The organism is uncultured Vibrio sp. (assembly GCF_947488985.1).
Classification (GTDB): Bacteria; Pseudomonadota; Gammaproteobacteria; order Enterobacterales; family Vibrionaceae; genus Vibrio.
In genome coordinates, this window is sequence record NZ_CANLBV010000061.1 from 1 (window position 1) to 22839 (window position 22839).

At 43.7% G+C, this 22839-nt stretch carries 21 protein-coding genes; 17 read left to right on the top strand and 4 right to left on the bottom strand.

Annotated elements, in window-relative coordinates; genetic code table 11:
* The first annotated feature begins 263 nt into the window (after nucleotides 1-263).
* Complete coding sequence (locus Q1A70_RS13340; RefSeq protein WP_299692219.1) at nucleotides 264-1358, top strand: autoinducer 2-binding periplasmic protein LuxP; 1095 nt, start codon at nucleotides 264-266, stop codon at nucleotides 1356-1358.
* On the top strand, nucleotides 1358-3925 hold the full coding sequence (luxQ, locus tag Q1A70_RS13345) for a quorum-sensing autoinducer 2 sensor kinase/phosphatase LuxQ (RefSeq protein WP_299692216.1): 2568 nt from the start codon (nucleotides 1358-1360) through the stop codon (nucleotides 3923-3925). Before Q1A70_RS13340 ends, luxQ begins: the two co-directional genes overlap by 1 nt.
* Nucleotides 3926-4034: 109 nt before the next feature.
* On the opposite strand, the gene Q1A70_RS13350 is transcribed toward luxQ, so the two are convergent.
* The gene (locus Q1A70_RS13350; RefSeq protein WP_299692213.1) at nucleotides 4035-4694 is read right to left on the bottom strand and encodes a PilZ domain-containing protein; all 660 of its coding nucleotides are present in this window, start codon (nucleotides 4692-4694) and stop codon (nucleotides 4035-4037) included.
* 190 nt (nucleotides 4695-4884) lie between these two features.
* Between Q1A70_RS13350 and Q1A70_RS13355 the strand changes: the two genes are divergently transcribed.
* Nucleotides 4885-5235 (top strand): HopJ type III effector protein, encoded by a 351-nt coding sequence (locus Q1A70_RS13355; RefSeq protein WP_299692210.1) that lies wholly within the window; start codon nucleotides 4885-4887, stop codon nucleotides 5233-5235.
* A 298-nt stretch (nucleotides 5236-5533) separates the two neighbouring features.
* On the opposite strand, the gene Q1A70_RS13360 is transcribed toward Q1A70_RS13355, so the two are convergent.
* The gene (locus Q1A70_RS13360; protein ID WP_299692207.1) at nucleotides 5534-5842 is read right to left on the bottom strand and encodes a DUF1289 domain-containing protein; all 309 of its coding nucleotides are present in this window, start codon (nucleotides 5840-5842) and stop codon (nucleotides 5534-5536) included.
* Between the two features lie 335 nt (nucleotides 5843-6177).
* Here Q1A70_RS13360 and yegD point away from each other — a divergent pair, with 335 nt between their 5' ends.
* From yegD to Q1A70_RS13380, 4 genes are all read left to right on the top strand, one after another.
* Complete coding sequence (yegD, locus tag Q1A70_RS13365; RefSeq protein ID WP_299692204.1) at nucleotides 6178-7530, top strand: molecular chaperone; 1353 nt, start codon at nucleotides 6178-6180, stop codon at nucleotides 7528-7530.
* Between the two features lie 590 nt (nucleotides 7531-8120).
* On the top strand, nucleotides 8121-9203 hold the full coding sequence (locus Q1A70_RS13370) for a porin (protein ID WP_299692201.1): 1083 nt from the start codon (nucleotides 8121-8123) through the stop codon (nucleotides 9201-9203).
* Nucleotides 9204-9493: 290 nt separating this feature from the next.
* Complete coding sequence (locus Q1A70_RS13375; protein WP_299692198.1) at nucleotides 9494-10126, top strand: fumarylacetoacetate hydrolase family protein; 633 nt, start codon at nucleotides 9494-9496, stop codon at nucleotides 10124-10126.
* A gap of 171 nt (nucleotides 10127-10297) precedes the next feature.
* Entirely contained in the window at nucleotides 10298-10927 is a 630-nt protein-coding gene (locus Q1A70_RS13380; RefSeq protein ID WP_299692195.1) for a LysE family translocator, read from the top strand.
* Between the two features lie 43 nt (nucleotides 10928-10970).
* Here Q1A70_RS13380 and Q1A70_RS13385 read toward each other — a convergent pair whose 3' ends face one another.
* A complete protein-coding gene (locus Q1A70_RS13385) occupies nucleotides 10971-12716 on the bottom strand; it encodes a phospho-sugar mutase (protein WP_299692192.1) in 1746 nt (581 codons plus the stop codon).
* 522 nt (nucleotides 12717-13238) lie between these two features.
* On the opposite strand from Q1A70_RS13385, the gene coxB reads away from it, so the two are divergent.
* Genes coxB through Q1A70_RS13405 form a run of 4 tightly spaced genes read left to right on the top strand, consistent with a single transcriptional unit; the run spans nucleotide 13239 to nucleotide 17718 of the window.
* Entirely contained in the window at nucleotides 13239-14456 is a 1218-nt protein-coding gene (coxB, locus tag Q1A70_RS13390; protein ID WP_299692189.1) for a cytochrome c oxidase subunit II, read from the top strand.
* The gene (ctaD, locus tag Q1A70_RS13395) at nucleotides 14453-16114 is read left to right on the top strand and encodes a cytochrome c oxidase subunit I (protein WP_299692186.1); all 1662 of its coding nucleotides are present in this window, start codon (nucleotides 14453-14455) and stop codon (nucleotides 16112-16114) included. The genes coxB and ctaD overlap by 4 nt, the downstream gene beginning before the upstream one ends.
* A gap of 18 nt (nucleotides 16115-16132) precedes the next feature.
* Nucleotides 16133-16798 carry a cytochrome c oxidase assembly protein gene (locus Q1A70_RS13400; RefSeq protein WP_299692183.1) on the top strand — a complete coding sequence of 222 codons (666 nt, stop codon included), beginning with the start codon at nucleotides 16133-16135 and terminating at the stop codon, nucleotides 16796-16798.
* A 35-nt stretch (nucleotides 16799-16833) separates the two neighbouring features.
* Nucleotides 16834-17718 carry a cytochrome c oxidase subunit 3 gene (locus Q1A70_RS13405; RefSeq protein WP_299692180.1) on the top strand — a complete coding sequence of 295 codons (885 nt, stop codon included), beginning with the start codon at nucleotides 16834-16836 and terminating at the stop codon, nucleotides 17716-17718.
* Nucleotides 17719-17768: 50 nt separating this feature from the next.
* Here Q1A70_RS13405 and Q1A70_RS13410 read toward each other — a convergent pair whose 3' ends face one another.
* Nucleotides 17769-17999 (bottom strand): DUF2909 domain-containing protein, encoded by a 231-nt coding sequence (locus tag Q1A70_RS13410; protein WP_299692177.1) that lies wholly within the window; start codon nucleotides 17997-17999, stop codon nucleotides 17769-17771.
* Here Q1A70_RS13410 and Q1A70_RS13415 point away from each other — a divergent pair.
* The 6 genes from Q1A70_RS13415 (at nucleotide 17938) to Q1A70_RS13440 (ending at nucleotide 22593) form a co-directional block, all read left to right on the top strand.
* Nucleotides 17938-18897: an SURF1 family protein gene (locus Q1A70_RS13415; protein ID WP_299692174.1), complete on the top strand. Its 960-nt coding sequence runs from the start codon at nucleotides 17938-17940 to the stop codon at nucleotides 18895-18897. The two genes, Q1A70_RS13410 and Q1A70_RS13415, sit on opposite strands and share 62 nt — an antisense overlap.
* Entirely contained in the window at nucleotides 18872-19480 is a 609-nt protein-coding gene (locus Q1A70_RS13420; RefSeq protein ID WP_299692171.1) for a hypothetical protein, read from the top strand. Before Q1A70_RS13415 ends, Q1A70_RS13420 begins: the two co-directional genes overlap by 26 nt.
* A gap of 114 nt (nucleotides 19481-19594) precedes the next feature.
* On the top strand, nucleotides 19595-20650 hold the full coding sequence (locus Q1A70_RS13425) for a COX15/CtaA family protein (RefSeq protein WP_299692168.1): 1056 nt from the start codon (nucleotides 19595-19597) through the stop codon (nucleotides 20648-20650).
* Nucleotides 20640-21560, top strand: a complete 921-nt coding sequence (gene cyoE, locus Q1A70_RS13430) for a heme o synthase (protein ID WP_299692165.1) — start codon at nucleotides 20640-20642, stop codon at nucleotides 21558-21560. The genes Q1A70_RS13425 and cyoE overlap by 11 nt, the downstream gene beginning before the upstream one ends.
* A gap of 190 nt (nucleotides 21561-21750) precedes the next feature.
* Complete coding sequence (locus Q1A70_RS13435) at nucleotides 21751-22104, top strand: helix-turn-helix transcriptional regulator (protein ID WP_299692162.1); 354 nt, start codon at nucleotides 21751-21753, stop codon at nucleotides 22102-22104.
* Nucleotides 22105-22359: 255 nt separating this feature from the next.
* Complete coding sequence (locus tag Q1A70_RS13440; protein WP_299692222.1) at nucleotides 22360-22593, top strand: DUF3820 family protein; 234 nt, start codon at nucleotides 22360-22362, stop codon at nucleotides 22591-22593.
* Nucleotides 22594-22839: the final 246 nt, after the last annotated feature.

Here is a 22839-nt window from a genome sequence, read left to right on the forward strand (position 1 = left end):
GCAGGCTCTTTGGCATCTCGAATTAATGATAACTTTCAAGTTCTCAAGCCTGCATCTTCAAGTTGAACGAGTATATAAGCAAACTTGTTTATTTTAATATTTATCTCAAATTGACACATCACTCAATTAGGATGCCGTTCTAATTAGGCATAGACGCTATCATTTCTTATCGTTGTCCTACATAATATATAAAGCCATACAAAGAGATGGTGTCATGCTAGGTTAAAAAAATGAGCCAAAGTAGCTCATAAAAACGAGAAAAAATGAAACGTTTACTTATGTTATTGGGGATTTTACTGCTCTCTACGACCTCCTGGTCCCATGGTACTCATGTCCTTAATGGGTATTGGGAATACCAAGATTACCTTTCTAACTTTCCAGAGCAAAAAGCCTTAACCAGTAAAATGGTTGAAGCTGTACAAAACTCATCGGTACCATTAGCGCGTGAGCAAGATAGACCCATTACCATTTCTGTGGTGTACCCGGGCCAGCAGATCTCCGATTACTGGGTTCGTAATATCCAGGCTTTTGAAAAACGCCTTGATAAACTAAAAATCAATTACCAGATCAATCAGGTCTTTACTCGTATTAATGCCGATATTGCTCAGCAAAGTATTTCGCTGCAAGAAGCCATTGAAAATAAAACGGACTACTTGATCTTTACTTTAGATACAACGCGTCATCGCAAGTTTATTGAGCATGTGTTGACCTCCACTGATACCAAGCTGATCCTACAAAATATTACCACGCCAGTTCGAGCTTGGGCTGATAGGCAGCCGTTTATGTATGTGGGTTTTGATCATGCGACCGGCAGCTTGAAACTGGCGGATTACTTTAAAGCGGTCAGTAAAACAGACAGTAAGTATTCCGTATTATATTATTCAGAGGGTTACATCAGTGATGCTCGCGGTGATACCTTTATTCATGAAGTGAACACCGACAGTCATTTTTCTCTTAGGTCTTCGTTTTACACTAAATCCGATAAACAAAGTGGCTACCAAGCGGCTAAACTCAGCATAGAAAAAGATCAGGATCTTGATTTTATCTATGCTTGCTCTACGGATGTCGCACTCGGTGCTGCAGAAGCGATTCGTGAGTCTGGAAGAGATATTTTGGTTAACGGTTGGGGCGGGGGCTCGGCAGAGCTTGATGCCATTGCAAAAGGTGATCTCGATGTGACTGTGATGCGCATGAATGATGACACAGGCATCGCCATGGCTGAAGCTATCAAGTGGGATCTTGCTGGGCTTGAGGTGCCTACCGTGTATTCTGGTGATTTTGAAATTGTAACCAAAGAAGACTCTCCAGAGCGTATTTCTCAACTTAAACAGCGTGCATTTAGGTACTCAGGTCAGTAATGAAAAAAAGCTACGCTAGGACACCAAGAAATACATTAGCTCGATTAATCACTCGTATTATTATCTTAGTGATCGGGGTGATGGCGCTTGGCGTGCTTATTCATAACTATAAGACCAGCAGCAACATTGTAAAACAGGAAACGAATCGAACGATTCAGCAAACCTCTAGCCTTATTCAAATGATGTTTGATTATCGTTTGTCGGTGCTACAAATTCATCAAGACAGCAGTACACACAGCGAAACGCTGAGAGAGTACTTTGATACTCACAATAAAGATGCACTGAGCTATTTTTTCTTTGGTGTTGATCAGCGAGAGCCCAACCATGCGCCGGATTTACGCTTTATTTCAACTCATGATGGTTTAGCATGGGAAGATGGTAATGGTCAATTTTATGGTTTAGATGACAAGAATTTAGAGCATATTTCCGATCAGGTGGCGTTCAACAGTAATTGGCATTTTATTAAAGTGATGACGGATATTGGCGAACGTCACGTATTAGCTCGCCGTACCCCGATTATAGATCATAAGACTGGTGAAGTACTTGGGCAGCTGCATATCGCCATAGTGCTGGATAATAATTACGTGCTTGCGGAATCCATTCAACAAGGCAGTAATTGTGAAAGCGTCATTATTGAAGCGTATGGTATGCCAGTAACATCGACACTCTCGGGTGATGAAAACTATTCGATCAGTGATGTCCTTAATTATCGCATGGATGAGCATTTACCCCGCCATTTCGTCACTGTCACAAAGATCCAGATCAATGCAGTTGAAACGCCGTTGACCATTCGCGCTGTACAAATGAATACCAACCTTATTGAGCTAGAAAAAAGCTATGAACGCGCGATTTTTGTTTTTATTATCGTGATCATAGCCATGTTTTTCTTTGCACGATCTTGGATTCAAAAAAGAGTAGCAGCAGAGCTTGACAAATTGATGAACTTTACTCGCTCAGCTAGTGGTAACGAAGAGTGCAATAAGTTCGATGGGTCTAATATTTTCGAGTTTCACCATATTGGTTGCACTCTGGAGGAGACTTTTGAACGCTTATCTGAACAAAATCAAAAATTCCAAGACTTGTTCAACTTTGCTCATTCCCCTATTTTAGTTTGGTCTGAAAAAGGCGAATTGATTCAGGTGAATCCTGCAGCTCGAGTGACGCTGTTTGATCACGATGACAATTATGGTGCAATGGCTAAAGAGTTTGAGGAGCGCATGCTGCCAAATGTGCAAATGGTCGTTCTAGGTGCAAAACTGACCGGGATTAATGTCCCTATCGGTGAGAAGGTGTTTCGCTGGAACCTATCTGCAATTCATGTTGAGCACGGTATCAGCGGTGTTGTCGTTCAAGGTCAAGATATTACTAAGCTGATAGAAGCCGAAAGACAGGCTGATCGAGCTCGGGAAGAGGCAGAGCATCTTGCGAGTGTTCGAGCTGATTTTTTAGCTAAGATGAGTCATGAAATTCGTACGCCATTAAATGGGATTTTAGGCGTATCTCAGTTACTTAAACACTCAATAAAAAGTGAAAACAACCGAGAGCAAGTCGATGTACTTTGTCATAGTGCGGAACACTTACTGGCGGTATTGAACGATATTTTGGATTTCTCAAAAATAGAGCAAGGGCAATTCCATATCCAAAAGAAAAATTTTCATTTGAGTGAGTTGGTTAATACCTTAGACCGTATCTACCGTCCACTTTATGAAGATAAGTCTATCGCCTTTACCATAGTGAATCACTTGGTTGATGATATTGAAATCAATTCAGATCAAGTGCGCTTGAATCAGATCCTGTTTAACTTGTTGAACAACGCCCTAAAGTTCACTCACCAAGGTCATGTTCTTGTGCGCTTTGAGCTCGAAAGCATCTTTAATTCCAATCAAGCCAGTTTGATTGTTCAAGTGAAAGATACTGGTATTGGGATTGATGAAAGGAAGATTGATGCGGTTTTTGAACCTTTTGTTCAAGAGGAAGAGACGACAACTCGCGAATATGGCGGCTCTGGTCTTGGGCTGACGATAGTAAAAAACTTGATTGACATGCTCGAAGGGGATATTCAAGTTGACAGTGTTAAAGGGCAAGGCTCTACATTTATTATAGAAATTCCAGTGGAACTGACTTCAACGTCATTATTGGATTCTAGTCAATGTGCCGAGATTGCTCCTCAAGCCTTGTTTAGTCGATCTTTGAAGGTATTGTTGGTGGAAGATAACCATACAAATGCCTTTATTGCGCAGGCTTTTTGTAAAAAATATGGCATGGTCGTGACTTGGGTAAAAGACGGTTTAGAAGCGATAGAGCTGACGAAAGCGAATGTGTTTGACCTTATCTTGATGGATAACCAGCTTCCTAAACTTGGTGGAATTGAAACCACCCAGCAGTTAAGAGACGATATTGGCGTATTAGCGCCAATTTATGCGTGTACTGCTGATGCTCAAGGATCGGTTAGAGACGCTTTTATGGCTGCAGGCGCAAATTACGTGATTGTAAAACCCATTACCGAAGAGTCGTTTCACCAAGCATTGGTTCATTTTAAAAACTTGTATTGCACTGAGAGCAGTTAGTAGAGAGTCGTCATTAACGATCAGCCATTCGCTCTAGGGTGCGTCTCGTCGCATTAGGTATGTCGATTGCTTTATCAGTGATTACCTTATAGCTACTAGCCTAATACAGTTAGATAGAGCCAGCAACAAAAGCTTGCTCTAGCAGTCGCATTCTTAGCTCTTCACTCATATCTAGGTGCTCAGAAAACTGGATGCCTAATAGCCAACCCTGACCTTCTCTTTTCTTACTCACAACTTTGTAAATCAGTTCACTATCCAAGCAATCATTTAAAACTGAATGTACTTTTATCTTCCAGCCCACATCAATATCTGACTGTTGCTGAACATAAATGCCACAACCTGACACGGATAAATCGACCAGAGTCGCGTCGAGTGACAAGGTGTCAAAAGTCACCTCGCAGTTGAGATCTACCTTGTACCTTTCGTGTTCACGGATTGGTTTAGCAGCAAAGTTAGAAGGAGGGCGAAGGAAGATAAGGTGTGCAGGCGAGGTGATATGTGCCAATACGTTGGTTTTAAAGGCGATGATATGTCCCAGCTCGGTATTCGTTATCGCGCGCACAATAATATCGACATTGTTCAGCTTATTTAGCATTACTGCTTCTACTGCTTTTTGCGACAGCTCTAGGATAAGGTATTGGTCTTCTTTATACCCAATATACAGTGCATTTATCTGTACTGAGTTGTTTGGGCCGAATTCCAATACACCTGCGGTTTTTGTACCTGGCTTAAGGTATCTGAACAGTTCTGAATTTTTGTCTTTATGCATAATCGTTACTGAACAATGTTAATCGATAGAGAAAACAATATAACGTCCTGATAGAGCTGTGTCATTAGTTTGATTCAAGTAATGACTGTTAAAGGGAAAAGTAAATTGATTTACAAAGTAAACAAGGGCTTACTCCTATCAAAAAACAAGTTACACTGCATTAGCTATGTACTTGATGGAGAAATAGTAAATGGAACTGGAAACCTTGTTGAATACTCTGACTGAAACCCCAGAAAATGTTCAATTCGAAGATACAATGCACGTGATAGAAGCATACTACGAATTTTCTGAGACTGAATTTCGTAATGGTGATGTCGTGAATGCAGCCGGCCAGAATAATGGTTCGTGTAAGATTTTTGCCTTTGGTTTGGAGCAAAACCTTTCACCCGATCAAACATTGGCTTGTTTTGGTCAATTTTATCGTAATGATGTACTCGGCTTTCCGAACAACACCGATCACCAAAATATTCGTAACTTTATGAGTCATGGTTGGAGTGGTATACAGTTTTCTCAACCAGCGCTGACGGCAAAAGCTAAGTAGCCCTCGCCGGACAAACATTCCCCACTAAACCCATTCCCTAATAAACATCAGCATCTGAAGCGAGAAATAACACCTTGCTTCTTGCTATATCTCTAGCGCTATTTGTATTTTAGGCTTGGTTCATGTTTTAGGCTTGGTTCATGTTTTAGGCTTGGTTCATGTTTTAGGCTTGGTTCATGTTTTAGGTGCCGCTTGCTTAGGTCGTACTTACATAGGCTGCAAGTATCTAGGTTGCAATTACTTCGGTTGCAATTACTTGGTTGCTTGATATCGAGTTATTGATATATCAAGCAACGACTTATTCGACAGGTAAGCCAGACAGGCATTTACGGCATAGGCAAACGCCAACCTTTGGGATTTTGCTGGTATCACGTTTTTCCAATTCAAAACACCAACACGTTGTTTTGCCTGCGCTGATATCGCACTGAGCCGGCTCGCTGCATTGTGGGCATTGGTGAGTTGAGTGGCCTCCACTGAGACTGTCCATTAAGGAACCTCGCTCCTGATCAGAAAAGCCTTTCCAGCCTATAATTTCATTCATTGTTCTAAAGCAGCCGCTACACATACCGCCATTATTCTTACAAGCCGCTCGACAAGGTGTTTTCATTGATCTGTTCCGCCATGTATTTTGGCTGAAATGTAGCATATTTGTGCCGATTTTAAGAGTCGGTAACCCTAAAAGTGGCAAAGTAAAATAAGTAATACCAACCACAGTCAGTAAGTGATCAGAAATAGCGTAGGAAAAAAGCTTGAGAGCAAGGCCGCTCTTTTCAACAAAAAGTTTTGATAAGTAGTTATTCTACAATCAAAAATTCTAACGCAGTTATCGAGCGTTTTAACCAGCTAGGATGATCAGTTATTTGCTACGATTGGTATAAACCATCTCGTAATTTTGTGGCTTTTCAGGTAGCATCTCGCCCCTTTTATTACGTGGGGGATAGGATGTTTATTGGATTTGATTATGGCACAGCGAACTGCTCTGTTGCCGCGATGGTTAATGGAGAGCCAAGCCTGTTACCGCTAGAAGATAACAATCATTATATTCCCTCAACGGTGTTTGCTCCGACTCGTGAAAGTGTTTCTGAGCATCTGTTTCGCCATTTGAATATTAAGCCGAGTGATACGATTGGTGAACAAGTATTACGACGTGCGATTGCACTCAACCGAGAAGAGAGCATCGACTTAGTACCGGAAGATATGGCATTTGGTCAGGCGGCGTTGGATCTCTATTTGGAAGACCCTCGTGATGTGTACTACGTTAAGTCTCCGAAGTCGTTTCTTGGTGCAAGCGGATTACATGATGTTCAAGTGAGCTTTTTCGAAGATTTGGTGTGCGCCATGATGGCGAATATCAAACACCAAGCCGAACTCTCAACCCAACAGCAAATTCAGCAAGCGGTTATCGGCCGTCCGGTTAACTTTCATGGTCGAGGCGGCGAAGAGGCAAACAGACAGGCTGAACATATTCTGTCTCGCGCAGCCAAACGTGCGGGTTTTTTGGATATTGCCTTCCAGTTTGAACCGGTTGCTGCAGGTCTTGATTACGAGAGTACACTGACTGAAAATCAAACGGTGTTGGTTGTCGATATTGGTGGTGGTACTACCGATTGCTCATTACTGGAAATGGGTCCAAGTTGGTCTGGTAAAGCCGATCGAACTCAAAGCCTATTGGCACACAGTGGTCAAAGGGTAGGGGGCAATGACTTGGATATCTATCTTGCCTTTAAACAGCTAATGTCACCTTTTGGTATGGGGAGTAAAGGGCTTTCAGGGATTGATATGCCATTGACTCAATTTTGGAATCCGATCGCGATTAATAATGTTGAAGCTCAAAAGAGCTTCTATTCTCGAGAAAACCTAGCGGCATTAAAGTTATTGCGAAAAGAAGCGGCCGAGCCTCAAAAGCTTGAACGCTTGATCAAGGTTTATCACGATACGTTAGGCTACAGAATTGTGCGTCGTGCAGAGGAAGCCAAGATTGCGTTGGCGGAAAGTGCTCAATATCGCACGGCGATTAATGTTGCCTCTGAACTGGTTGAAGTCGACATTTCTATTGAGCAGATGGTTGATGCTATTGAAAGCCCGAAATCTAAGATGATTGAGCTGGTCAAAGAGGCGATTCAACAAGGACAGAAAAAGCCAGACGTGATCTATATGACGGGGGGCTCAGCGCGCTCACCGATACTTCGCCAAGCGGTAGAGCAAGCGGTGCCCAATGTCCCTATCGTAAGTGGCAATTACTTTGGTTCTGTTACTGCAGGTTTAGCTCGCTGGGCTGAGGTTTGCTTCAAATAACAATTTAGCTAACATGCTTTAGAAAGTATAGAAAGTATAGAAAGTATAGAAAGTATAGAAAGTATAGAAAGTATAGAAAGTATAGAAAGTATAGAAAGTATAGAGGGCAGCCTGTCTCGAATAGGCTGCCTTTTTTGTCTTCGGCTTCGATGATTTGTCGATTGGATGAAGGAACTGGTACTCATCCCTGATAGAAAAAGCTTGTTGCTGGTGATGATTAAAGTGGTTTCTCAGCACAGTAACTCCTATCTAGGTTAAACCAGTGTCATTGCAGGTAGAATGATCTATTCCCACACTGACTTTTAATGTCTTTTATGTGACTAAAAAATCAAAATAAAAAGCGTTCAATCTAAAAAAACAACAAAAAACGTTTGCGTTCGATGTTTTTATTGGTGATTATCTTATTGTTTTTTAATTGGTTATTTTTTTTGTATGGTGTAATTGTCTTTATTTTATATATTTTAATGCAACTTTTTTAGCATTCGTATATTAATGTTTGTCCCACTTGTTAGATACAGGTGGCAACTTCTTCGTAAGCATGAAGCAAGCCCGAAGAAGTTGTTCATGAATAACTACAAACGGATATGATAATGAATAAGAAAATTTTAGCGCTAGCGATATCTGGCGCGGTATTTGGTACTCAGGCAGTTGCAGTAGAGCTTTACAACGAAGACGGTTCAACTTTTGCTATTGGTGGTCACGTTTCAGTTGCTGTTGGTGATAACAACAGCGGTGCTCGCCAAAACAAAGATGATATCGGTGTTGAAACTGTTTCTCCACGTATCAACATCACCGCAACTCAAGATCTTGGCAAGGGCGTCACTGTTGATGCTCGTGGTGAGTGGGCGCTAAACTTATTAGACGGTGCTGAAAATTCTTTCACCACTCGTCTTGGTTACATTGGTATTTCTCACGATGACGGTGGTCGTGCTGTAGTAGGTACTCAATGGTCACCTTACTACAACGTAGCTGGCGTAGCTGATATGCCAATCGCTTTCGCGAATGAATTCCTTTACGATGATCACGGTAACTTAGGTACTGGCCGTGCTGAAGAGATGGTGAGCTACACTAATGCTGTCGATTTTGGTGACGCTGGCTCTCTAGCAATTGGCGTTGCATGGCAAGGTCGTAAGGTTGCTAATGTAGAATACGATGACACTCTAAGTGCAGACAAAAACAAGTACGGTAACCGTGCTCAAATCGCTTTGAACTACGATGTTGCTAATTTCTCTGTAAACTACGCTTACAATACTGGTGACGTTAACTTCCATGCGGGTTCTGGTGTTAATACTGGTGCAAAGACTGCTGACTCTAATGTATTAAGTGCTACTTACGGTTCATACGGTGCTGAAGGTGTTTACGTTGCACTTGTATACGCGGCGAACAACTACATGAACACTGCTAAAGATGGTGTTCTTGAAGAGTCTACAGGCTACGAAGCCCTAGTATCTTACGCACTGGCTAACAGCCTTAACCTAAGCATCAACTACGAAGCAGTAGCTGATGAGAAGTTGAACGAAACTGTGTACAGCACAACTGCTTTACAAGCTGAATACAACTTCACACCTCAATTCGTAGGCTTTGTTGGCTACCAGTTCGATCTACAAGGTTCTGGCGAATACAAAGAGAAAGCTGACGACCAATGGCTACTTGGTGCTCGTTACTACCTATAAGTCGCAGACTGATTTAGCATAGTGTTTACTCCTTAGGTTTACCTTTTAGGATGTTATCCTATACACCATGCTAAGCCCTCTCAAACCTTTTGGTTAGAGAGGGCTTTTTTCGTTCTGGCGTTTTGTTTTGGATTGTTATTTCGCATTGTCGCGACCTTCGTATAACTGTTTTCAAATCAGTAAAATTGAACGAAATTTCAGAACTTAGATATCAATCGTCATCTTGTTGAAGCTTCTCTGTTTACGATGCGCTAAACTTTGCGCTCCATAAAATAGTTCAAGGATAAACTATGAGCAGCGTTGTAGATCAGGAACAATTGATGAATTCGAAGCGTACAGCAACACCAACTAAAGTGTTGTGTGTTGGACGTAACTATGTCGATCACATTGAAGAACTTAACAACGCTATCCCTGACTCGATGGTGGTGTTTAATAAACCCAGTACCAGCGTGACCTCTTCTCTCTCTTCTTTTCATCAAGAAGCATTGCACTATGAAACTGAAATCTGCTTTATGGTTGAAAACGGTCAATATTCCGCTGTGGGCTTAGGGTTAGATCTCACCAAGCGTGCATTACAGAGCCGTTTAAAAGCACAAGGCCTTCCTTGGGAGCGTGCCAAAGCCTTTGATGGTTCAACTGTATTAAGTCGTTTTGTACCTATCGACAATTTGGACTTATCGGCGTTAAATCTAGAGTTGTTTATTAACTGTGTGCGCGTTCAGAAAGGGCACGTTGAGCAGATGCTGTATTCACCGCTGACTATCCTCGAAGAACTGTCTTCTTATACGACCTTGCTAGATGGCGATGTTGTGATGACCGGCACTCCAAAAGGCGTTGGGGTTGTGCATCGAGGCGATATCTTCCTTGGCCGTTTAAATTGTGGAGAAACGACTTTGATTGAGATTGAGTGGGTAGCAAGTTAATCTTTCGTACTGGCGGGTTAGTTTCTATGGGCTTTATGGTTTTTTGTTTTGATATATTGTTAAATGTTAGGTTTTAATCCTGCTCTGTTGGCGTATTGCGCTTGTTTAGATCTAGAAGGGTGTTGGTAATTGATATAAAATTCGCCTCCATTTTTATCAATACTGAAACCCATGATCGACGTTACCATTTTACCTGTCTATTTGACTGCCGTTATCGCTCTTCTTCTTTTGCCTGGCCCAGACATGTTATTGATTGCGAGCTCAAGTATGAGCTACGGGCGTAAAGTCGGTGTGTTTGCCAGTTTGGGTAATGCAACTTCTGGGATCATTCTGACCGTCTTGGCAGCGATGGGTGTGTCGGCATTGATCGCTATGAGCCCAATCGCTTTGAACGCACTGCATTTGTTAGGTGGCGCCTACTTATTAAAAATGGGTTGGGATTGTCTGCGAACAGAGCAGGGTAATGCTCCAGAGTTAAGCGACAATTTTGCTGCAAAAGCCTACTACCAAAGAGCGCTTATTAGTAACCTGCTTAATCCCAAGGCCTTGGTTTTCTTTGTGATGTTCTTACCACAATTTGTGTCGAGCAATGTTGAAGCGACCTCTGGGGAGCAGATGTTGGTACTGGGTTTATTACTGAACATCCTTGGCTTAACGTTTAACTTTCTGCTTGTCGCTTTGGTGGGAACCATTGGCAAATCCCTAGTTGAAAACGCAAGGTTCCGTACTTATCAGCAGAAGGTCATGGGCGGAGTCTTCATCGTGTTAGCTGTTTGGATGCTGTCGGCCTTTTTCACTTAATAAAGAGCGTACTCAATAAAGTCGCTCACTCACTAGGGCGGATTCACGAACCATTCAACGCTTTTTGGTGCTGTTCAATCAGTTTATCCATGTATTGATCAGCTCGTAATCGCGCATCTTCATACGTTTCCGGCTCTGTAAATTCTGTGACTGTTTCATAGTAGACCTTTACTTTGGGCTCGGTACCAGAAGGGCGGACGATAATTCGAGATCCGTCTTCAAGGTGATAGATCAGTACATCGCTTGCTGGCAGATTTATCGCTTCGGTGCGCCCCCCACTAATGAAACGCAAACGGGATTGCAGATCTTCAATCTCGGAGACAGAGATGCCATTGATGGCCTTAGGATGCGCCGCTCTAAGTTGTGTCCCAATGGATGGGGAATCTGGGGCGATTGTTAGGCTTCGCTGTGCGTTGGTATGAATACCGTGTTGCAATGAAATCTGAGCGAGTAGATCCCAAACCGTTCGACCTTGAGACTTTAGTTCTTCAACCAATAGAGCGAACACAACAATCGCCGACAACCCGTCTTTGTCACGCACTTGGGTACCAATCGTGTAACCCAAGGCTTCTTCATAAGCGAACAAGAACTCGCTTTGTTCATTTTCCAGTTGCATCCCAACATTGGCAAGCCATTTAAAACCTGTGAGTGTTTGATAATAGGTCGCCCCATGAGATTGTGCGACTTTTTTAAGTAAAGTCGAAGAAACAATGCTGTTGCCGACCAGTTGGTTTTTGGTATGAGGTTTCGATAATAAGTAATGAGCGAACAGCACGCCTACCTGATCACCCGTTAACATCTTGTATTGCGCATCTTCCGTTTTGACAGCGACTGCGAATCGATCGGCGTCAGGATCATTAGCGCAGGCAATGTCGGCATCAACATGGCGCGCAAGATCGATCACAAGATCCATCGCCCCTTTTTCTTCTGGGTTCGGGAAGTGCACGGTTGGGAAGTGACCGTCGGGATCTCTTTGCTCGGCCACACTGAATACCTTGTGAAACCCAGCATCATGCAGAAGATCTTCTGCCATTTTGGCTCCAACCCCATGCATGGCTGTATAGCTGATGACTGTATTGTAGTTAAGTGTTGCATTGTCGCTAAGTGTTGTATTGGTTGAATTAATACCATTATTGACATATGGGCTCTGATTGATGGCCGCACGGTAGGTTTGATAATAGCCTTCGGTTAGCCACACTAAACTCCCTTGCTTTTCGGCATCACTTAGGCTGAGTAAAGGGATCGGCTTGGTGGATGCGCGGGTGATTTCAGTGGCAATACCCACATCATGAGGGGGAATAATCTGAGCGCCATTCTCCCAATACACTTTGAAACCATTGTACTCTGGAGGGTTGTGGCTGGCCGTTACCACAACGGCAGCGGCAGCGTTGAAGTGCTCAACCCCAAAGGCAACAATAGGGGTTGCTGCGACATCTGAGGTCAGATAGACCCTAATCCCTAAAGCGGTCAGTACCGCTGCCGTATCAGTGGCGAATTGCTTTGAATCTAAGCGACCGTCATAACCGATTACCACGCCTCTCATCGTGGCATTAGCAACATGTTCTATCAAATAGTGTCCAAGCCCTGTGGCTGTTTCCTGTATCACCAAGCGATTCATTCGGTTGGGGCCGCATCCTACTTTGCCGCGTAGCCCAGCGGTTCCGAACTCTAATCGTTGAGCAAATCGGTCTTCTAATTCGCTTAGCATACCCTTATCAATCAGGTGTTGAAGCTCTTCACGAGTTCTTGGATCTGGATCTCTCGCTAACCAGTTCATCGCATCTTGCATAATCGCTAAACCTTTTAATGTCCGTATGACGAGCTGTTGAATTTATTTAGATAATATTGATACTCATTTTCATATGAAAACCGTGAAACTCGATATCAAATAAATGCCAACAGCAAGGGAAGGGCGTCTAGTCAAAGCCACTTCAAATAATCGACTGTTTAGTAAGTAAACTTACCTTGAACAATTGGATATCACTAACTAGCCTTTTACATAAATATAACAAAGTTAGACAAATTCGCCGTTTTTGAATCTTTTGAGGCAACTGATAATACTTATGAAATGGATGACTTCATCGTTTTCAAAGCAGCTAGCCGTTACTTTTAAGGCTGAACAACTTTGAGACGGCATTGTTTTGCTATTTCTATGAGTGAATTGTTTTGCAATTGCTATGAGTGAATAGTCGCTTGAGCCTTAGATTGAGATTCAAACTTTTCATGCGTGATCGGACCAACAATGAATGTTGACGATTCACAACGACATTTAGGTCACAAGTATCCAATTAGGAAGGATAAGGAGAGATCTTTGAAAAGATTACTGGTTAGGCTCGCTTGGCTTTTGAAGAGTTTTGTTGTGTTTTTGGCTTCGCCTTTTGCGTATGCAAGCAGTGAATACAACATGACACAAGGTGTGACTGAGATTAGCGGTCAGGTATATGAACTCCACATGCTGATCTTTTATATCTGCTGTGCGATTGCCTTTGTTGTTTTTGGTGTGATGTTTTACTCGATTTTGAGGCATCGAAAATCGAAGGGAGCAGTGGCTGCACATTTCCACGAAAGTACTAAGGTTGAAATCCTTTGGACCATCATTCCGATCATCATCCTCATTGCAATGGCGATTCCGGCCACCAAAACCTTGATAGCAATGGAAGACACCTCTCAATCAGAGCTGACAGTTAAAATCACTGGATCACAGTGGAAATGGCATTACAGCTATTTTGGTGAAGACGTTGAGTTTTTCAGCCTTCTAGCGACCTCTGATAAGGAGATTGAAGGGCTTGAAGTCAAAGGAGCACACTACCTATTAGAGGTTGATAAGCCCTTGGTGCTGCCCATCAACCGTAAAATTCGTTTTTTGATGACCTCCGACGATGTGATTCACTCATGGTGGGTACCCGCTTTTGCAGTGAAAAAAGACACCATTCCTGGGTTCATTAACGAAGCGTGGACCAAGATTGATGAGCCCGGTGTTTATCGGGGGCAGTGTGCAGAGCTGTGTGGTCGTGCACATGGCTTTATGCCGATAGTGGTGCATGCGATGGAAGAAGACGAATTCGATATATGGTTAGTGGAACAGAAAGCATTGGCAATCGCTGCACAACAAGCCGCACAAGATGCACTAGATGCGTCACTTTCTTTAGAAGAATTGAATGCTATCGGGGAAGAGGTTTATAAAGCTCGCTGCGCCGTTTGTCATCAAGTGAACGGAGAAGGTATTCCCGGTGCATTTCCTGCCATTAAAGGAAGTCCTATTGCTCTTGGTGATGTGGATGTTCATATCGATACTATTGTCTATGGACGCGGAGGCACTGGGATGCAGGCATTTGATAATCAGCTTTCCGAGAAAGAGATCGCAGCAGTCGTCACTTATCAACGAAATGCTTGGGGCAATGATACCGGTGATATTGTTCAGGCCTCAGATGTGAACGCGTACAAGGTGCAGCAGTCGGGTGGTGATCTGGATGGTGAAGAGCAAGATTCAACGGATGAAGCGCAAAACAGTGCTAAGGAGCAGCTATGAGTTCGCCCATTAATAAGCCAGTGAAGTCGGCTCCTGCAGAGGATCAAGTGTTAAGCCATTCCACTGAGGGTTCTTTGAACAATAACGATGTACTTGTGGATGACCATGATTTACATGTCGCACCCAAAGGCTGGGCGCGTTGGTTGTATTCAACCAATCACAAAGACATTGGGACACTGTATCTGTGGTTCAGTTTTGCGATGTTCTTAACGGGCGGTGCCATGGCAATGGTGATCCGAGCGGAGTTGTTCCAGCCGGGTCTGCAGCTGGTTGAGCCGGACTTCTTTAATCAGATGACCACTGTTCATGGTTTAATTATGGTGTTTGGTGCTGTGATGCCTGCATTTACAGGTCTTGCTAACTGGATGATCCCGATGATGATCGGTGCCCCAGATATGGCATTGCCGAGAATGAACAACCTCAGTTTCTGGATTTTGCCTTTTGCTTTCTTGATCTTAATTGGATCTCTGTTTACTGAGGGGGGCGGGCCGAGTTTTGGTTGGACATTTTACGCCCCGCTTTCGACGACTTATGGGCCGGACAGTACCGCACTGTTTGTATTCTCGGTGCATATTATGGGGATCAGTTCGATCATGGGCGCAATTAACGTGATCGTAACTATAGTCAACATGCGAGCGCCGGGGATGACTTGGTTCAAGTTGCCGATGTTTGTTTGGACGTGGTTGATTACCGCTTTCTTGTTGATAGCAGTGATGCCAGTGCTCGCCGGAGCGGTGACCATGGTACTGACTGATAAATATTTTGGGACCAGCTTCTTTGATGCAGCTGGTGGTGGGGATCCGGTGATGTTCCAGCATATATTCTGGTTCTTTGGGCACCCCGAAGTGTACATCATGATATTACCGTCGTTTGGTATTGTCTCGGCTATCATCCCCGCTTTCAGTGGCAAGCGTCTGTTTGGCTATCACTCGATGGTGTACGCGACCTGCAGTATCGCACTGCTGTCATTCTTAGTATGGGCACACCATATGTTCACCACAGGTATGCCAGTATTTGCCGAGCTGTTCTTTATGTATTGCACCATGTTGATCGCGGTGCCGACGGGAGTGAAAGTCTTTAACTGGGTAGCGACCATGTGGCGAGGGGCTTTGACCTTTGAAACGCCGATGTTGTTTGCGATTGCCTTTATTGTTTTGTTTACGATTGGCGGGCTGTCGGGGTTAATGCTCGCCATTGTCCCTGCCGATTTCCAATATCACGACACCTATTTCGTGGTGGCGCACTTTCATTATGTTCTGGTGACAGGTGCGGTGTTCTCGATCATGGCGGCGGCTTATTACTGGCTGCCTAAGTGGACGGGGCATATGTACGACCACAAGCTCAGTTTATGGCATTTTTGGACATCGGTGATTTCGGTCAATGTACTATTCTTCCCGATGCACTTTTTAGGGTTAGCGGGCATGCCGCGTCGTATTCCAGATTACGCCATTCAGTTTGCAGATGTTAACCAAGTGGTGTCGATTGGTGGTTTTGCCTTTGGCTTATCTCAGTTGATTTTCTTATGGCTAGCGATTAAGTGCGTAAGAGGCGGAGAGCCTGCGCCGAGTAAGCCTTGGGACAGAGCGGAGGGCCTAGAGTGGACAGTGCCTAGCCCTGCTCCTCACCATACCTTTACCCATCCACCTAAAGTTGATTAGGGAAATGGGAGAAGAACGATGAGTGATAGACAAAGCGATCATAATCCGAACCAAGATGTTCAGCTGCCGAACCGCTCAACGAAAAAGCGAGTGGCTAAGAATCGAACAACCAAGGTGCGATCAACCAAGAAACTGACGGGCTACTTGGTGTTGAGCGTGGTTGCGATGTTTGGCTTCGGTTTCGCTTTGGTACCGCTCTACGATGTGATGTGTGAGGCTTTAGGCATTAATGGCAAAACCAATACCGTTTCAGCAGTTCAACCTAAGGGAATGCAGCCTGACTATTCACGGACGGTCCGCGTTGAATTCATGTCGCACATCAAGCCCGATATGCCGTGGCAGTTTTCGCCCGAGGTTCGTGTGCTTGAGGTTCATCCTGGTGAAGTCATTCAAACAAATTATATTGCTAAAAACTTATCTGGGCGCTCTTTAGTGGGTCAAGCCGTGCCATCGGTGTCTCCTGGTATAGGGGCAACCTACTTCAATAAGATGGAATGTTTTTGCTTTAATCAGCAGCCATTGGACGGGCACAAAAGTGCAGAAATGGGCTTGATATTTTATATCGAACCCGACATTCCAGCATCAATACACACATTAACGCTCTCTTATACGTTATTTAATATCACCAGTGAGGTTGAGCTCGGAGCCAACGAATCTGAGCCTAACGTACTTGCGAGTAACTAGTTTACAGAACCAGTATCAACATAAGGAGTTGAGCGATGAGTTCTAAAAAGGAAGTTTATTTCGTTCCACATCAAAGCCACTGGCCATTAGTGGGGGCAGTGGCACTGTTTCTTGTTGCGGTAGGTGCGGGCTTAACGGTGCAAAATATGGGGACCGGATCCGCCGGCGGAATCTTCGGCAAAGCGGTGCTATTCGTTGGTTTTGCAGTACTGCTGTACATGCTTGCCGGTTGGTTTAGCAATGTGATCACCGAATCACTGAGTGGCGTTTATTCTGAGCAAATATCTCGCTCGTTTAGGCAAGGCATGAGTTGGTTTATCTTTTCTGAAATCATGTTCTTCGGTGCTTTCTTTGGCGCGCTTTTTTATGCTCGTATGATTTCTGTCCCATGGATTGGCGGAGCGGGCAACAATGAAATGACTCATGAAGTGTTGTGGCCGATGTTTCAATCCATCTGGCCTCTCACAACCACACCGGATGGCGTGACGACACAAGCGATGTCTTGGCAAGGGCTCCCACTTAAGAACACCATCATTTTATTGCTCTCATCGGTGACGCTGCATATGGCGCATATTAGTCTTGAGAAAAACAAGCGTATGGCTTTGATCGTTTGGTTAGAGATCACCATAGTGCTGGCAGGCTTCTTCCTATATTTCCAAGTTGAAGAGTATGTTCATGCTTATCAAGAGATGGGACTGACACTGCAATCGGGGATTTATGGTAATACCTTTTTCTTGTTGACGGGATTCCATGGCTTGCATGTTTGTTTAGGAACGATTTTTTTGATTGTGCTATTAGCAAGGATCGCTAAGGACCATTTCTCTCCCAAAGATCACTTTGCATTTCAAGCGGGCAGTTGGTACTGGCACTTTGTCGATGTGGTTTGGTTAGGCTTGTTCGTATTTGTTTACGTGCTGTAATGATTGTTGCCGTGGAAATATTGGAATTAACGTGCTACGCATCAATTGAATCAGTAAGGACGCGGGTTAGGAGTAATGACACCTGATCCTAACGCGATTAATAACAGTATCACCACAATGGCTGACAGCATAACGCGGCGACCCAAAAAGTGACTCAGCTTTTTGCCATTGTGTTTACCTGAAGCGATTTGGATAAGACCTTTCATTAAATTAAAAGCGATGAACAAGAGCAAAGCGACCAACACAATTTTAAACAACAAGATAAAGGAAGATGATGCCATTGTGATAACTCCAAACTGTGTGATTGGTGATAAACGAAAGTTGCGCAGCAAAGGGCTTTGGATTGCAGTTATGTTAACTGTGGTTTCAGTCAGCATTTTAATCAAGTTGGGTTTGTGGCAGTTAGACAGAGGTAACGATAAATTGCGCTATGAACAGCAACTCTCGGCAAGAGCACAGCAGCCACCTCAGCCTTTAGGTGTCGTGATGGATGAATGGCAAGGCGTAAGTGCACAGGAGCAAGGGGCATCGAACCTTCAAGCCTTAAATGGTGTAAAGGTTGACGTGGAATTAGCGCGTACCAGTGGCTTGATATTGTTATTAGATAATCAGGTTAACCAAGGAGTGGTGGGGTATGTGATCTATATGTTGGGTGAGGTTCGTTATCAAGATAGAGATAGACAAAATGCAGATAGACAAGAGAGAGATGGACAAGCTGAAAGAAAGCCATCATTGGGGAAAACACAGCTATTAATCGATCTTGGGTTTGTTGCGGCAAGCCGTGATCGGAGAGTTCTGCCGCAGCTAGGAAATATAACATTACCATCAAGCATGTCTGGACGCTTATACACACGCTCGGTTAACCCCTTAAGCCAGACGTTAGATTTAGAAAATACAACACCGAAAAGAATTCAAAACATCAACATAGAAGCACTATCACACTACACAGAGCAAGAAGTGTTGCCGTTTGTGTTTCAGCCACAGAGCTTAGACTCATGGCCTTATGAACTGTTGTGGAGACCGAGTGCAATGAAGTCGGAAAAGCACTTTGGTTACTCATTTCAGTGGTTTGTAATGGCAGCCGTGCTCTTGCTTTTGATGCTGTTGATTGGATACCGCTACCTAAAGGTAGCGCCTACGTTAGGGAGTCAAAATGGACAAGCTTCAAATGCAGATTAGCAGTGAGTGTAGCGATGCAAATATGGTATCGCTTAAAAAACGTCGGTCTCAGGGACGTCTTATTTTAATCGGACTGGTTTTTATATTTGCTTTGCCGGCAATTATTGCCAAAACGGTACTGGAGCAGAATTGGTATACCTCAGGAGTGACGAATTCAGGCGAGTTGGTTGAGCCGAGAGTGACGCTGAAGGATTTTGGGGTGACGCTACCCATGGCTGAAGAGAGTTGGCTTGTGGGTTATATCGCGCCAGCAGAGTGTAACAGCCTCTGTGAACAACAACTGTATTACTTGAAGCAAAGCTACTTGGCATTAGGAAAAAGTAAAGAGCGCGTGACGCCCGTGGTTTTTGTCTCTGAAGGTAACTCTTTAGCGGGGGCATTCAATAAGCCTGACATGCCATTGCTGGCTGGAGCTGATCAATTGAGTCCTGAGTTTGCATCGGCTTCGATTGTTATTATTGATCCTCTCGGGCAACTGGTCATGGAATACAAAAGTGTTGCCGATCCTTCACAGTTAGTGAGCCAATCTAAAGGCATGATACATGACCTAAGAAAGCTGCTTAAATTGTCACGAGTAGGGTAATGATCATCGGATGATAGCCTTGGGTAGTCGGTTTTTGGCTAACGGATTAGCGTACAAGCGATTAGATGTTAGCACCAAATCTGACTACAAAGGATAAGTGCAGGGAGATAAGCCATGCAAAGCACAGCCCCAAAACTGCTCATACTAGTGATGAGAGTCACTATATTACTGACGCTTATAGTGATTGTACTTGGCGCTTACACCCGTTTGTCTGATGCAGGTCTTGGCTGCCCTGATTGGCCGGGGTGTTACGGGCAAATCACCGTTCCTTCTGATGCGCAAGCCGTAAATGAAGCAAACCGACAATTCCCAGAGCGAGCACTTGAAGCGGAAAAAGCTTGGATAGAGATGATACATCGCTACTTTGCTGGTTCGTTAGGACTGCTTATCTTTTTCGTCGTGGCTTGGTGCATTCAAAAGAACATCACACCGATTGGCCTACCACTATTGATTTCCACAACCGTGATATTTCAGGCCTTGTTAGGTATGTGGACGGTCACTTTAAAATTGATGCCCATTGTTGTCATGGCACATTTAATGGGCGGCTTTACGCTATTGTCTCTATTGTGTTTACTCTACTGCCGTTTATCTTGCTTCCAACGTCGATTTGGTGAACCCACCCACACGTTATCAATAAAGGCTTGGTCGTTGTTTGGGTTAGTGGTAGTGGTCGCGCAGATATTGCTTGGAGGTTGGACATCGTCGAATTACGCCGCTCTGGTGTGTACACAATTGCCCATTTGTGAAGGGAGTTGGGCCAGTTATCTTGATTTCAAGCGAGCCTTTGATTTTGCCCAGCAAGGCTACGATAACTATGAATTTGGTGTGTTGGAGTATCCAGCAAGGTTAACGATACATGTTATGCACCGATTCGGGGCTATGGTTACCGCGATCACAGTACTGATGGTTGCGTATCAACTTTGGAAATATGATCAAATATCCCATCAGAAGCTGAGTCTAGCTGTTGTATTGGTCTTGTTTATCCAAATCAGTTTAGGGATCAGCAATGTGTGGTTTCATCTGCCTATTTTTGTCGCGGTTTTACACAATCTCGTGGCAGCAATGTTGCTCATCAGCATGGTGGTCACCAATTTTGTGGTGTGGCAGCGCAAGACGAGTGCAAGCTTAGTCAAAAACAGTGTATTACAAGGAGGTAATCATGGTGAGTAGAGCGTCAACACAACATGAAGTGGTGATTCAAGAAAGCCCTTCAAAAAATAAAGCTGCTTGGAAGGTATATTTAGCACTGACTAAACCAAAAGTGGTGGCTCTGATGCTGCTGACGGCTTTGGTCGGTATGTGTTTAGCTGTACCCAGTGGGTTACCGATACTTCAAGCGGTGTTTGGAATGGTAGGAATCGGGCTAATGGCCGGCTCTGCTGCCGCATTTAATCACCTGATCGATGAAAAGATCGATGGGCAAATGACGCGCACAAATAGACGTCCATTACCATCAGGTGAGCTTAGCAGTACGCGCGTGTTTGGCTTTGCTTCTGGTATCGGTTTACTAGGTTTTGTCACATTATCGGTGTGGGTCAATCAACTAACGGCTTGGTTAACTTTTGCAAGCCTATTAGGTTATGCAGTGATTTATACCATGTACCTGAAGCGATCAACCCCTCAGAATATTGTGATCGCAGGGATCGCGGGTGCAATGCCGCCTTTGTTAGGTTGGACCGCTGTCACCAACGAATTACACTCAAACGCTTGGCTATTGGTGATGATCATCTTTATTTGGACACCTCCGCATTTTTGGGCGCTAGCGATTCATCGGCGTGACGAATATGCCAAGGTAGACATTCCGATGTTACCTGTCACGCACGGTATTGCGTATACAAAAACGTCTATTTTGCTCTATACCATGTTGCTGACTACTGTTTGCATATTGCCAGTTTTAGTTGGTATGAGTAGCTGGATATATCTCAGCGCTTCACTGGTACTTAATGGGGGGTTCGTTTATCACGCTTGGATACTTAAATATCGTGATCTACCTAATATGGCGATGAAAACCTTTAAGTTCTCGATTTACCACCTCATGATTTTGTTTGTTGCTTTGCTCGCTGATCATTACCTGCTTTGATTGCCGATCTTATTTGATCCACTGACAGATAAACGGATGCCAACGGTGTCCGTTTTTATTGCCATGAGACATATTTTTGCTCGCGAAGCTCATATCAAAACCAAAGCCTTGGACTCCACTAACCAAGCCCTGACATGCAGAGTATGAAAAGCCGGACAATTGATAGGCATAAATCATTTTAGGAGTCGGTATGGAATTTACAGAACAAGACAGAGATGCGTTGTACCAAACGTGGATGTCACAAAAATCGCGAATGCGAATCACACAGATGGAATTTTCTAAGAAGTTAGGTATGAATCAGCTTGATTTCTCAAGACTGTTAAGAGGGGAGGCTCCCTTGAGCATGTCTTTTATCAGTCACTTTTGTCGCTTGTTGCATTTAGATCCTAAGAATGTCTTTCCCTCTCTTAAAGAGTGCAACCAGTCAGGGCCTAAAGTGGTTTATTTGAAAAGCAGAATGAGTGTGGATGGCGAGATTCAAAATGCTTACATTGAAGGAAATCAGGTGGTAGTAGAGTATGCACATACCATCCAAAATGACTGATTTTAGGGACCTATGAGCGATCACCCTTTTGATCGTTGCCTTGGCAAAGGCATAGGGCGTCTATTTTTTGCTAAGTTTCACTGTTATCTAAGTCGTAACAAAACCTTCAAAACATCTTTTGCTTGTTGCAGCCAACATTTCTTGTTTGGTTGTACAGGCAACGCCATGCATGCCGACATTAAACTCATTGACTACAGAATTGAACGTTTAAATGATACTCTACGTTATGAAAATGACGTATACAAAGAGCCTAGAATGCTAGAAAAAGAGAACCTGATTAAACTTGCTAGAATGCAAATGCCCTTTGGGAAGTATGCTGGTCGTGTATTGATTGATTTACCTGAAGAGTATCTACTGTGGTTTGCGAATAAAAAACAGTTTCCCTCTGGTGAGCTGGGTAATTTAATGCAGCTCTGCTTAGCTCTAAAAGTTGAGGGCTTAGACTCTGTTGTTAAGCCCTTAAAGCGTGACTATCACAACAGATATTGAGAGTGGGTGAGTGAGTCTATCCTGCGTAGTATGAAGGCTTGATTTTAGTCACTGAAAGCTATTTGTACTAGTAGATGCCAGTGAGTTACTCGTTTCTGGCATCGTATATAGAAAGTGGTGCCTCTGATTAATTGGTCATTATATTCTTCATATTGTTATATGTTTTTCCTTCTATACCCGTGATCATTGAAGGTGCTTGATTTTTAGTAAAATCAGGATCATGCTACGAACTATGATAATTACACT